This is a genomic window from Rhizobium atlanticum, from assembly GCF_030182485.1.
Taxonomy (GTDB): Bacteria; Pseudomonadota; Alphaproteobacteria; order Rhizobiales; family Rhizobiaceae; genus Rhizobium.
The window spans coordinates 67,095-80,127 of sequence record NZ_JAQJCJ010000017.1 but is presented as its reverse complement, the minus strand read 5'-3'; the positions used below and the strand labels follow the sequence as shown (position 1 = coordinate 80,127).

11 protein-coding genes are annotated in these 13,033 nt (G+C 63.1%); 10 read left to right on the top strand and 1 reads right to left on the bottom strand.

Going from position 1 to position 13,033, the window contains the following annotated elements:
• Positions 1 to 72: 72 nt before the first annotated feature.
• From PH551_RS23270 to PH551_RS23260, 3 genes are read left to right on the top strand one after another with little or no spacing between them, the layout of a single operon-like run.
• A complete protein-coding gene (locus tag PH551_RS23270; protein WP_285195209.1) occupies positions 73 to 534 on the top strand; it encodes a DUF4126 family protein in 462 nt (153 codons plus the stop codon).
• Positions 531 to 1,892, top strand: coding sequence for an FAD-containing oxidoreductase (locus PH551_RS23265; RefSeq protein WP_285195208.1), 1,362 nt, complete (start codon positions 531 to 533; stop codon positions 1,890 to 1,892). Before PH551_RS23270 ends, PH551_RS23265 begins: the two co-directional genes overlap by 4 nt.
• A gap of 12 nt (positions 1,893 to 1,904) precedes the next feature.
• Positions 1,905 to 2,474 (top strand): DedA family protein, encoded by a 570-nt coding sequence (locus tag PH551_RS23260; RefSeq protein ID WP_097600830.1) that lies wholly within the window; start codon positions 1,905 to 1,907, stop codon positions 2,472 to 2,474.
• 14 nt (positions 2,475 to 2,488) lie between these two features.
• On the opposite strand, the gene PH551_RS23255 is transcribed toward PH551_RS23260, so the two are convergent.
• Positions 2,489 to 3,532 carry an NAD(P)-dependent alcohol dehydrogenase gene (locus PH551_RS23255; protein ID WP_183701250.1) on the bottom strand — a complete coding sequence of 348 codons (1,044 nt, stop codon included), beginning with the start codon at positions 3,530 to 3,532 and terminating at the stop codon, positions 2,489 to 2,491.
• A gap of 495 nt (positions 3,533 to 4,027) precedes the next feature.
• Between PH551_RS23255 and PH551_RS23250 the strand changes: the two genes are divergently transcribed.
• The 7 genes from PH551_RS23250 to PH551_RS23220 all read left to right on the top strand — a co-directional run bounded on the left by PH551_RS23250 (position 4,028) and on the right by PH551_RS23220 (position 13,004).
• On the top strand, positions 4,028 to 4,390 hold the full coding sequence (locus tag PH551_RS23250; RefSeq protein WP_285195207.1) for a copper resistance CopC family protein: 363 nt from the start codon (positions 4,028 to 4,030) through the stop codon (positions 4,388 to 4,390).
• A 326-nt stretch (positions 4,391 to 4,716) separates the two neighbouring features.
• Positions 4,717 to 4,806: a K(+)-transporting ATPase subunit F gene (locus PH551_RS23245; RefSeq protein WP_003547774.1), complete on the top strand. Its 90-nt coding sequence runs from the start codon at positions 4,717 to 4,719 to the stop codon at positions 4,804 to 4,806.
• A gap of 64 nt (positions 4,807 to 4,870) precedes the next feature.
• A complete protein-coding gene (gene kdpA / locus PH551_RS23240; protein ID WP_285195206.1) occupies positions 4,871 to 6,574 on the top strand; it encodes a potassium-transporting ATPase subunit KdpA in 1,704 nt (567 codons plus the stop codon).
• A 64-nt stretch (positions 6,575 to 6,638) separates the two neighbouring features.
• A complete protein-coding gene (gene kdpB / locus PH551_RS23235; RefSeq protein WP_285195205.1) occupies positions 6,639 to 8,699 on the top strand; it encodes a potassium-transporting ATPase subunit KdpB in 2,061 nt (686 codons plus the stop codon).
• A gap of 21 nt (positions 8,700 to 8,720) precedes the next feature.
• On the top strand, positions 8,721 to 9,290 hold the full coding sequence (kdpC, locus tag PH551_RS23230) for a potassium-transporting ATPase subunit KdpC (protein ID WP_285195204.1): 570 nt from the start codon (positions 8,721 to 8,723) through the stop codon (positions 9,288 to 9,290).
• A gap of 316 nt (positions 9,291 to 9,606) precedes the next feature.
• Positions 9,607 to 12,315, top strand: a complete 2,709-nt coding sequence (locus PH551_RS23225) for a sensor histidine kinase (protein ID WP_285195203.1) — start codon at positions 9,607 to 9,609, stop codon at positions 12,313 to 12,315.
• Positions 12,312 to 13,004, top strand: coding sequence for a response regulator transcription factor (locus tag PH551_RS23220; protein WP_285195202.1), 693 nt, complete (start codon positions 12,312 to 12,314; stop codon positions 13,002 to 13,004). The genes PH551_RS23225 and PH551_RS23220 overlap by 4 nt, the downstream gene beginning before the upstream one ends.
• Positions 13,005 to 13,033 lie beyond the last annotated feature (29 nt).

Genomic DNA, 13,033 nt, shown 5'->3' with positions numbered 1-13,033 from the left:
GAATTGCCACGCGCCTGACAATGTGCGACCTTCCCTGGCTGCGGCACACGGCCGGCAATGAGGGGATCGCGCATGTTTCTGCTTCTTGCATTGGTGATCGGTGTCATCTCTGGCCTTCGCGCCATGACGGCGCCGGCCGCCGTCGCCTGGGGCGCGGCGCTCGGCTGGTTCGACGTGTCGCAGACGCCGCTTGCCTTCATGGGCTACCGGTGGACGCCTTGGATTTTCACCCTTCTCGCGATCGTTGAACTCATCACCGACCAGCTGCCGTCGACGCCGTCGCGCAAGGTACCGGTGCAGTTCTCCGCCCGCATCGTCACCGGAGCACTTGCCGGCGCCACCATCGGCGCGGCGAGCAGCCTGCTTTTCGGCGGGCTGATCGCCGGGGTGATCGGCGCCGTCATCGGCACCTATGGCGGCGCCGCCCTGCGCACAAGGCTTGCCGCCGCCTTCGGCAAGGATCTGCCGGCCGCCCTCATCGAGGATGCCGTTGCCGTTGTCGGCGCTCTATTAATCGTGGGAGCCGTATCATGAAGAGCTTCGACGCCATCGTTATCGGCGCCGGCCAGGCCGGCCCGTTCCTCGCCGCCCGCATGGTCGAAAAGGGCATGAAGGTAGCGCTGATCGAACGCAAATTTCTGGGCGGCACCTGCGTCAATGCCGGCTGCATGCCGACCAAGACGCTGGTCGCCAGCGCCCGCGCTGCCCATGTCGCAAGAAGTGGCGCCGCCTACGGTGTCAATATCCCCGGCGAAATCGCTATCGACATGAAGGTGGTGAGAGCCCGGGCGGAAACGGTGACGATGAATGCCCGCAACGGCCTGATCGGCTGGTTTGACAGCATGGAGGGCATGAGCGTGATCTACGGCCATGCCCGTTTCGAGGATGCGAAAACCATCCGCGCCAATGGCGAGACACTGACGGCGCCGCGCATTTTCCTCAATGTCGGCGCGCGGCCCGTCATTCCCGAACTGCCAGGTATCGACGATATCGACTATCTCACAAGCACGTCGATCATTCATCTTGACACGCTGCCGCGGCACCTTGCGGTGATCGGCGGCAGCTATATCGGGCTGGAATTCGCGCAGATGTATCGCCGCTTCGGCGCCGAAGTCAGCGTCGTCGAGCACGGCCCGAAGCTCGCATCACGCGAGGACGAGGATATATCGGACGCGATCGCCGACATCCTCCGTTCCGAAGGCATTGCAGTCCACACCGACGCCGGCGACATCGCCTTTGCCCGAAACGGAAGCGGAGTGAGCGTCACCGCCGGCGCGGCGAAGATTGAAGCAAGCCATGTTCTGATCGCCACCGGCCGCCAACCGAATACCGACGACCTCGGCCTCGGTGCCGCCGGCGTGGCGACCGACAAGCGCGGCTACATCACCGTCGACGACAAGCTTGCCACCAATGTCGAGGGCATCTTTGCGCTCGGCGACTGCAACGGCCGCGGCGCCTTCACCCATACCTCCTACAATGATTTCGAGATCGCCGCCGCCAACCTCCTCGATGGCGACGACCGCAAGGTCTCGAGCCGCATCCCGGCCTATGCGCTCTATATCGACCCGCCGCTCGGTCGCGTCGGCATGACGGAGAAGCAGGCGCGTGCATCCGGCCGCAGGATCATGGTCTCGACCCGGCCGATGAGCCGCGTCGGCCGCGCCAATGAACGCGGCGAGACCAAGGGCTTCATGAAGGTGATTGCCGATGCCGAGACCAAAGAGATCCTCGGCGCGGCGATCCTCGGCATCGAAGGCGACGAGGTGATCCACGGCCTGATCGATGCGATGAATGCCGGAACCACCTATCCCGCACTGAAATGGTCGGTGCCGATCCATCCGACGGTGTCGGAGCTGATTCCGACCCTGCTTGGGGATCTGAAGCCGGTTTAAGGCCAGGAACGCGTGTCCATCGAACTACTGATCGAAAATTATGGCCTGCTGGCGATCTTTCTGGGCGCCGCCTTCGAGGGCGAAACCGCGGCTTTTCTCGGCGGCGTGATTTCCCACCGCGGGCTGCTGTCCTATTGGTCGGCGTCGCTCGCGGCCGTCGCAGGCTCCTTCGCCGGCGATCAGTTCTGGTTCTTCGCCGGCCGCTATGCTGGGCAATGGGCTCCCGTCCGCCGGCTGATGGAACGACCCGCGCTCGCCCGTGCGACACGGCTGCTTGAAAAATATCAGACCGGCTTCATCCTGGCGTTCCGTTTTCTCGTCGGCTTGCGCACGATCAGCCCGATCGTCATTGGCACGACGCGGATAACGACCGGTAAATTCGTCATCCTGAATGCGGTAGCCGCTCTGGTGTGGGGGCAGCTCTTCACAGCACTCGGTTATCTGTTCGGCAACGGCATCCAGCAGATACTGGGCCACCTTCCCCTGCACCGGCATCTGCTGATCGCCGTCGCGGCCGCCGCTGTCGTCGCAGCCGCGGCTCTACTCTTTCGCAGGATGAAACCAAGCGGCAGGCATCCGTAAAGGCGCTGCGGCGCCTATTCCATAACGATCTGCAGCTTCACGTCGCTCGGCCGGGCTTCGACGGCGCGGTCGAATGCCTTGACCGAATCTTCGAACTTGAACGTCTCGGAGATCAGTGGCTTCAGATCGACCCGGCCCGAACCGAGCAATGCGATCGACCGCTCATATTGGTGAGCATAGCGGAACACCGTTTCGATGCGGATTTCCTTGGTGGAGGCCATCGAGACGTCGAAGCCGATCGGGTTCACCGGCAGGCCGACGGCGACGATGACACCGCCCGGGCGCGGCAGCGCCACGATCGTCTCCCAGGCCTTCGGCGACCCGGAGCATTCGAAGACGACATCCGCACCCCAGCCGTCGGTCAGCCGACCGACCTCTTCGGCCAGGTTCTTCTCGCGGATGTTGACCGGGATGACACCCTGATATTGCGCGGATATATCGAGCTTCGGCTGGGCGAGATCGGCAACGATCGCGCGAGCGCAGCCGCCGGCAAGAGCGGCAATCGCGACCATCGTGCCGATCGGCCCGGCGCCGAGCACGACGGCAGTATCGCCGGGCGCGATCTTCGCCTTGGCTGCCGCCTGCATGCCGACGGCAAAGGGTTCCACCATCGCGCCTTCCGCGAAGCTGACATTGTCGGGCAGCTTGAAAGTATAGTTGGCCGGATGCACCACTTCGGGCGTCAGTACGCCATGGATTGGCGGTGTCGCCCAGAAGCTGACGGCAGGATCGATATTGTACATGCCGAGCCTGCTCGCCTTCGAGTTCGGATCGGGAATGCCGGGCTCCATGCAGACACGGTCGCCGATTTTCAGATGTGTCACACCGGCCCCGACCTCGACCACCGTGCCGGCCGCCTCATGGCCGAGCACCATCGGCGCGTTGACGACGAACGGGCCGATCTTGCCGTGGGTGTAATAATGAACGTCCGAACCGCAGACGCCGACAGTATGAATCTTGATCCTCACCTGCCCTGGCCCTGTCTCCAGCGGCAGATCGATATCGCGCAACGCAAGCTCATGCTGGCGCTCCAGCACCAGCGCACGGACTTTGGTCATTGTCGGTTTCCTTCCCTATGGCCCCGAAGATTCAGAGGTGCCGTTGAGGCGACTATAAGACCGCAGGGCGCTTCGATTCAACCGCCTGAGTAAGCTTTTGCCCATCACGCGACGAAATGCTCATGTGCGTAGCCCGAAAGATAAGCGCCGATAAACCTCCGTATGATTCCGGAAGAGCACAGCGCGCGGTACAGTCTTACTCGTGAGCCACGGCAAGGCGGGAAGGCGACAAGTGATGAAGCATGATAACGACAATGTCGGCGGAAGCCGGCTTTCCCAGAGGATGCTTAGACCGCTTCGAAAATTCTGGCGCAGACTGGTGGCCGATTTGAACGCCGCCCTTCGCAGAGACAACCCGGGGCAGCCAATGCGCGTCATTCTGCGGACGCGGGATCGAAATCGCCCCCGGCAGCGTTGATAGCATGCAGCCCGCATGGCGTGGCGGGAGCATGACGGCTCCCGGCGCCAATGGCTCGGCAATATAGGAAGGCCATCATGAAGTCGGTCGTGTCATTCTGCCTGTTCGCATCCCTTCTTTTCGCCGGCAACCAGGCGGCCGCGGCCCTCGAACAAGCGTCGCTGCCCCCGCAGCAGCAGGAACAAGAGCTCGTGCCGGCCAATGTCGAGCTTACCTTCAGCGGTCCCGTCGATCTTGCCCGCTCGACCGCCACCTTGCTCGATGCCCAAGGCAGGGCGCTCCCCCTCGGCAAGCCGTTCCTATCCGGCCCCGAAGGATCCATATTCAAGATCCCTCTCGATCCCGCAATGGCGCCCGGCCTCTATACCCTCGACTGGCGCGTCCTCTCGATGGACGGCCACAGCGCCGAAGGCCGCTACCAGTTCCGGGTCGACCCTTGAATTTCAAGATCGCGCCCTGCTCTCGTTCCCGCTGCAGCCGCCTGAAAGCATTTATAAGATTTTTATATTGATGCGGTTTCGGCCGTCTCGAACCTTTATGCGCTCCGGCTCCATATTGGTACCCGAGAGATCGAAGGATCCTCTCCACGCCAGACAGCATAAAAGGCAGTCTCCAACGGCGGCGCCCTTTGTCTTGTCTGACTCCAACAAGAACAACATGAGTCACGATCATGATGGATACCATTCTGCTCGGCACAGCGATCCTATTCTTCGCGCTGTGCTTTGCCTATGTCGCAGCCTGCGACAAGCTCTAAGGAGAAGCGACGATGACCCTCGATTATGTCCTGAGCGGCGCCGTAACCGTGTTTCTCACTGTTTACCTCACCTACGCTCTCTTACGCCCAGAACGCTTCTGAACCGGCGCTTGCGAGGCCGCGCTGCGCGACCGAGAACCAGCCGGGTATTGAAAGTTTTAGCTCCATGACCCTCAACGGATGGCTTCAGATCCTGCTCTATTGCGGGATCGTCCTTTTGCTCGTCAAACCGCTCGGCGGCTATATGACGCGCGTCTATAACGGCGAGCGAACGTTCCTCTCGCCCGTCCTCGTCCCGATCGAACGCGGACTTTACCGTATGGCCGGCACCGGCGAAGGCGAGGAGCAGCATTGGACCTCCTATGCCTTGGCGATGCTGATGTTCAACCTTCTCGGCGTCCTCCTCCTCTACGCGTTGATGCGCCTGCAGGGCGTTCTGCCCTATAATCCGGCCGGCATGGCCGCTGTTCCGCCCGACCTTTCCTTCAACACCGCCGTCAGCTTTCCCACCAATACCAACTGGCAGAACTACGGCGGCGAAAGCACCATGTCGTATCTGACGCAGATGGCCGGCTTCACGGTGCAGAATTTCCTGTCCGCCGCCACCGGCATGGCCATCGCCGTCGCCTTCATCCGTGCTTTCGCGCGGGCGTCTGGCAAGGCGATCGGCAATTTCTGGGTCGATATGATCCGCGGCACGCTCTACATCCTGCTGCCGATCTGCATCGTGCTGACGCTCGTCTTCGTCTATCTCGGCGTACCGCAGACGCTCGGGCCCTATGTCGACGCGACGACTCTCGAAGGCGGCAAGCAGACGATCGCGCTCGGCCCGGTCGCCTCGCAGCTCGCCATCAAGATGCTCGGCACCAATGGCGGCGGCTTCTTCAACGCCAATTCGGCCCATCCGTTCGAAAATCCCGATGCGATTTCCAACCTCATCCAGATGGTTTCGATCTTCGCGATCGGTGCGGCTCTGACCAACGTCTTCGGCCGCATGGTTGGCAACCAGCGCCAGGGCTGGGCGATTCTGGCCTCGATGGGCGCGCTGTTCGTCGTCGGCGTCGGAATCACCTATTGGGCCGAAGCGGCCGGCAATCCGCTGATGCATGGCTTTGGCCTCGCCGGCGGCAATATGGAGGGGAAAGAAGTCCGCTTCGGCGTCGCGCTGTCCTCGCTCTTCGCCGTCATCACCACCGCCGCCTCCTGTGGCGCCGTCAACGCCATGCATGGCAGCTTCACCGCGCTCGGCGGCCTCATTCCGCTGATCAACATGCAGCTCGGCGAAATCATTGTCGGCGGTGTCGGCGCCGGCTTCTATGGCATCCTGCTGTTCATCATCGTCGCCGTCTTCGTCGCCGGGCTGATGGTCGGGCGTACACCGGAATATCTCGGCAAGAAGATCGAGGCGAAGGAAATGAAGATGGCCGTTCTCGCCATCCTCTGCCTGCCGCTCGCCATGCTTGTTTTTACCGCCATAGCCACGGTGCTGCCCTCCGCTGTCGCCTCGGTCGGCACTCCTGGACCGCACGGCTTCTCCGAGATCCTCTATGCCTACACCTCGGCGGCGGCCAACAACGGATCGGCCTTCGGCGGTCTCACAGGCAATACGCCCTGGTACAATGTTACGCTTGGAATCGGAATGCTTGCCGGCCGGTTCCTGGTCATCATCCCGGCGCTCGCCATCGCCGATTCGCTCACCGCCAAGAAGACGGTTCCGGCCTCGGCAGGCACTTTTCCGACCGACGGTCCGCTCTTCGTCGGCCTGTTGATCGGCACGATCCTGATCGTCGGCGGCCTGACCTTCTTCCCGGCGCTGGCCCTCGGTCCGATCGTCGAACACCTGGTCGCGATCGCCGGACAGAGCTTCTGAGGCGATGCCGTAACCCACATCCCCAGGTTTCGTTGTCGTCCTCGTTTCAAAGCTGGAGTCTCTTATGAGCCAGGCAAAATCCGCGAGCATCATCGATTCTCGCATCCTTATTCCGGCCGTCGGCGCCGCCTTCAAGAAGCTCGACCCGCGCGCCCTTGCCAGAAATCCCGTCATGTTTGTCGTGGCCACTGTTTCGGTGCTGACCACCGTGCTCTTCCTGCGCGACCTCATCACCGGCAACGGCAATCTCGGTTTCTCTTTCCAGATCAATCTCTGGCTCTGGTTCACCGTGCTCTTTGCCAATTTCGCCGAGGCCGTCGCCGAAGGCCGTGGCAAGGCGCAGGCAGATTCGCTGCGCAAGGCGCGCACCGAAACCCAGGCCAAGCTGCTCACCGCCAATAATGGCAGCGACTACCGCATGGTGCCGGGCACCAGCCTCAAGGTCGGCGATATCGTGCTGGTCGAAGCCGGCGACATCATCCCTTCGGACGGCGAAGTCATCGAAGGGGTCGCCTCCGTCAACGAAGCGGCGATCACAGGTGAATCCGCTCCCGTCATCCGTGAATCCGGCGGCGACCGCTCGGCGGTGACCGGCGGCACGCAGGTGCTCTCCGACTGGATCCGCGTGCGCATCACAGCGGCGGCCGGCTCCACCTTCCTCGACCGGATGATTTCGCTGGTCGAAGGCGCGCAGCGCCAGAAGACGCCGAACGAGATCGCGCTCAACATCCTGCTCGCCGGCATGACGCTGATCTTCGTGCTGGCGACGGCGACGATCCCGAGCTTTGCCATCTATGCCGGCGGCTCGATCCCGATCATCGTGCTCGTCGCGCTTTTCGTCACCCTGATCCCGACGACGATCGGTGCGCTCTTGTCGGCGATCGGCATTGCCGGCATGGACCGGCTCGTCCGCTTCAACGTGCTTGCCATGTCCGGCCGTGCCGTGGAAGCGGCCGGCGACGTCGACACGCTGCTGCTCGATAAGACCGGCACGATCACGCTCGGCAATCGCCAGGCGACGGCCTTCCACCCGGTGCGCGGCGTCTCCGAGCAGGAGCTCGCTGATGCCGCGCAACTCGCCTCGCTTGCCGACGAAACGCCGGAAGGCCGTTCGATCGTCGTGCTCGCCAAGGAGAAATATGCGATCCGCGGCCGCGACATGGCGAGTCTCAAGGCCAGCTTCGTGCCTTTCACCGCCCAGACCCGCATGAGCGGCGTCGATCTCGAAGGCGCTTCGATCCGCAAAGGCGCGGTCGATACGGTGCTCGCCTATGTCAAAGGCGACGCCCCCTCGAAGAATGGCAACGAGCTGTTGCGCGAGCTGCAGTCGGTATCGGACGAGGTCGCCAAGTCAGGCGGCACGCCGCTCGCCGTTGCTCGCGACGGCAGGTTGCTCGGGATCATCCAGCTGAAGGACATCGTCAAGGGCGGCATCCGCGAACGCTTCACCGAGCTTCGCCGCATGGGCATCCGTACCGTCATGATAACAGGCGACAATCCGCTGACAGCAGCGGCCATCGCCGCCGAAGCCGGCGTCGACGACTTCCTTGCCCAGGCAACACCCGAGATGAAGCTGGCGCTGATGCGCGAGGAACAGTCCAAGGGCAAACTCGTCGCCATGTGCGGCGACGGAACCAACGATGCCCCGGCGCTGGCCCAGGCCGACGTCGGCGTTGCCATGAACACCGGCACCGTCGCAGCCCGCGAGGCCGGCAACATGGTCGATCTCGACTCGGACCCGACGAAGCTCATCGAGATCGTCGAAATCGGCAAGCAACTGTTGATGACACGCGGCGCGCTGACGACCTTCTCGATCGCCAACGACATCGCAAAGTATTTCGCCATCATCCCGGCGATGTTCCTGACCTTCTACCCGCAGCTCGGCATCCTCAACATCATGGGGCTTTCGACTCCGCAGAGCGCCATCCTTTCGGCGATCATCTTCAACGCGTTGATCATCATCGCGCTGATCCCGCTGTCGCTGAAGGGTGTGCGTTACCGTCCGATCGGCGCTGGCGCGCTTCTGTCACGCAACCTGCTGATCTACGGCCTCGGCGGCATTGTGGTTCCCTTCATCGGCATCAAGGCGATCGACATGGCCGTCGCGGCCCTCCGTCTCGCCTGACATCTCTAGGAGCTAAGAACAATGTTGAAAGAACTTCGCCCGGCCGTCGTTATGATCGTTGCCACTACAGCCATCACGGGCCTGCTTTATCCGCTCGCCATGACGGGAGCGGCCCAGGCGCTCTTCCCGACCCAGGCGAATGGCAGCCTGATCGAGAAGAACGGTCAGGTGATCGGCTCGAGGCTGATCGGCCAGGCGTTCACCAGCGACAAGTATTTCCACGGCCGTCCCTCGGCCGCCGGCGATGGCTACAATGCCGCCGCCTCCGGCGGCTCGAACCTAGGCCCGACCAGCCAGAAACTGATCGACCGCGTAAAGGGCGACTACGAAACAGCCAAGGCGGCAAACCCAAACGCCAAGGTGCCGGCCGACCTCGTCACCGCGTCCGGCAGCGGGCTCGATCCTGATATTTCGCCGGAGGCCGCCTACTTCCAGGTGGCGCGCGTCGCCAAGGCACGCAACATCGACGAGGCGAAGATCAAGGCGCTGGTCGACGGCGCCGTCCGGGACCGCGAACTCGGCATTTTGGGAGAACCTACCGTCAATGTTCTGGCGTTGAACCAGAGCCTTGATGCTTCTATGACTGAGTGAGTTTGGCAGGTTAGATGCTGTGGTTTGGCGACAAGGCCAACCCCACTCTGCGTCATCCTCGGGCTTGACTCACTGGTGTCCGGTTGGCGCTAACGGCTGCCCCTCATCCTAACCCTCTCCCCGTTCTGACGGGGAGAGGGACGTGCCAAGCGAGAGCTAGGCGAGGGACGGAGAGGTCGCGGCGCGTCCCCTTCGCCCCGTTTACAGGGAGAAGGTGGCGGCAGCCGGATGAGGGGCTGCTCTCGCCGCGTCAACATCGGGAATGCCATCCGCCAGCTGAACCTCGATTGCAGCCATTCGCAGAAAGACAACACGCATGCCAGACGACAACCGCGACCAGGCCGGCAGGCCCTCGCCCGATGCGCTTCTCGAAAAAGCCCGGGCGGAGATGCGCGGCCGTCTGAAGATCTTTCTGGGCGCCGCCCCAGGTGTCGGCAAGACCTATGAAATGCTGGTCTCCGGCCGTGCCAAACTCTCCGACGGCCTCGACGTTGTCATCGGCGTCGTCGAGACTCACGGCCGCAAGGAGACCGAGGCACTGCTCGCCGGTTTCGAGATCATTCCTCGCGTCAAAATCGACTATAAGGGCCGTCCGCTCGAGGAAATGGACCTCGACGGCATCCTCGCCCGCAGGCCCGATCTCGTTCTGGTCGACGAACTCGCCCATACCAATGCCGAAGGCAGCCGCCATCCGAAGCGCTACCTCGACGTCAAGGAATTGCTCGGCCGCGGCATCGACGTCTACACGACGCTCAACATCCAGCATGTCGAAAGCCTGAACGACGTCGTCTCGCAGATCACCCGCATCCGCGTGCGCGAGACGGTGCCGGATTCGATCATCGACCTGGCCGACGACGTCGAGATCATCGATCTGACGCCGGACGATCTGATCAAGCGCCTGCATGACGGCAAGGTCTATGTGCCCCGCACCGCCGAGCGGGCATTGGCAAACTATTTCACCCCGGGCAACCTGACGGCGCTGAGAGAACTTGCGCTACGCAAAACCGCCCAGCGCGTCGACGATCAGTTGCTCACCCACATGCAGGCTCACGCGATCTCCGGCCCTTGGGCGGCGGGCGAACGTATCCTCGTCTCGATTGACCATCACCCGCGCTCCGCCTCGCTGGTGCGATATGCAGCTCGTATGGCCTCGCGCCTGCGCGCGCCCTGGGCCGCCGTCTATGTCGAGACCAACCGTTCGGTCAATCTGACCGAAGCTGAGCGCGACACTGTTGCCGCAACGCTGCGTCTTGCAGAACAGCTCGGCGGCGAGGCGATCACGATTCCGGGCCGCGAGGTCGCCGAAGAGCTCGTCCGTCACGCCACAGCAAACAATGTCACCCACATCGTCATCGGCGCCCCAAAGATGGCGACATGGCGCGACTGGTGGAGCCGTTCAATCACCGACGAACTGATCCGCAAGACCGGCGAGATCAGCGTCCATGTCATTTCCGGCAATGAGAAGGACGGCACCACCGCGCGCGGCATCCGGGCGGCGGCCACGGCCCCTGAATTCGATTTCAGAGCCTATCTGCTGGCGACCGTCTATGTCGTCATCGCGCTTGGCGTCAGCATCGTGCTCGATCAGGTGCTCGACGTGCGTAACCTTGCCCTCGTGTTCCTGATGGCGGTGCTGACCTCCGCCGTGCTGCATGGGTTACGGCCGGCGCTCTACAGCTGCATTCTCGGCGCGCTGTCCTTCAACTTCTTCTTCCTGCCGCCGCGCTATACGCTGACGATCAGCGATCCGGAAAGCGTGCTGGCCCTGTTCTTCTTCCTCGGCGTCGCCATCATCGCCAGCAATCTGACCGCGACCGTGCAGCGGCAGGCTGCCGCCGCCAGGCAGCGGGCCCGCACGACGGAAGATCTCTATCTTTTCTCAAAGAAGCTCGCCGGCACCGGTACGCTCGACGACGTGCTCTGGGCGACCGCCTTCCAGCTCGCCTCCATGCTGAAGGTCCGTGTCGTGCTGCTCTTGCCGGAAGAGGGCACCATCGCCGTCAAGGCCGGTTATCCGCCCGACGACACGCTCGACGATGCCGATATCGCCGCCGCCCGCTGGGCCTGGGAGCACAATCACGCCGCCGGCCGCGGCGCCGATACCCTGCCCGGCGCCAAGCGGCTCTATGTGCCGCTGAGGACCGGGCGCACCGCCGTCGGCGTCATCGGCCTCGACAGCGACCGCCGCGACGGGCCGCTGCTGACGCCGGAGCAGCAGCGGCTGCTCGATGCGCTGGCCGATCAGGCGGCTCTTGCGATCGAACGCGTCCAGCTGGTCGCCGATGTCGACCGGGCAAGGCTTGCGGCCGAAGCCGACAGGCTGCGTTCGGCCCTGCTCACCTCGATTTCGCATGATCTGAAAACGCCGCTTGCGGCTATCCTGGGCGCCGCCGGCACGCTGCGCGACTATTTCGCCTCCATGCCGGAGGAGGACCGCGCCGATCTGCTTTCCACCGTCGTCGACGAATCCGAGCGCCTCAATCGTTTCATCGCCAACCTGCTCGACATGACCAAGATCGAATCCGGTGCGATGGAGCCGAATTTTGCGCTGCATTATGCCGGCGATATCGTCGGCAGCGCGCTGCGTCGCGCCGCAAAGATCCTCGAGCGCCACAAGACCGAGACGAGCATTCTCGCCGACCTGCCGATGGTGCGCGTCGATCCTGTCCTGTTCGAGCAGGTGATCTTCAACCTCCTCGACAATGCCGCGAAATATGCGCCCGAGGGATCCGTGGTCCATATTGAGGGCTGGGCCGATGCCGACAATGTCGTGCTGCAGGTCTCGGACGAAGGCCCGGGCATTCCACCCGCCGACCTTACCCGCGTCTTCGACACCTTCTATCGCGTGCGCAAGGGCGATCAGGTGCGCGCCGGCACCGGCCTCGGCCTTTCCATCTGCCGCGGTTTCGTCGAGGCGATGGGCGGCACGATCACCGCCGCCAACCGAAAGGGCCGCCCGGGCGCCGTCTTCACCATCCGCCTGCCGAAACCCAACGACATACCGAAACTGGATGAACTCAGATGACCGGTTCAGCCGTCAAGATCCTCGTCGTCGACGACGAGCCTCCAATCCGCAAGCTTCTTCGCGTCGGCCTGACCGCGCAGGGCTACGAGGTGCAGGAGGCGCCGAATGCGGCAATCGCCCGCCAATCGGTTGCCGACGGCAGGCCCGATCTCATCCTGCTCGATCTCGGCCTGCCCGACACGCCTGGCCATGACCTCTTGCAGGAGTGGCGCGACGAAGGCCTGTCCCTACCCGTCGTCATCCTCTCCAGCCGCACCGACGAGGCCGGCATCGTCAAGGCGCTGGAAAGCGGCGCCGACGATTATGTCACCAAGCCCTTCGGCATCAACGAACTTGGCGCCCGCATCCGCGTGGCGCTGCGCCATCGCTTGCAGCAGCAGGGCGAAAAGGCGATCTTCCAGACCGGCGGGCTGTCGGTCGACCTCGTCAAGCGCATCGTCAAGGTCGACGGCGAGGAAATGAAATTGTCGCCTAAGGAATATGACATCTTGCGCGTGCTCGCCCAGCATGCCGGCAAGGTGCTGACACACCAGTTTCTTTTGAAGCAGGTATGGGGGCCGGCGGCTGACGTGCAATATCTGCGCGTCTATATCAGGCAGCTCAGGCAGAAGATCGAGCAGAGCCCCGACCAGCCACACTATATCACCACCGAAACCGGCGTCGGCTACCGGCTCAGGGAAGCGGACTGACATCTCCTCCCTCCCGATGCCGACCACAT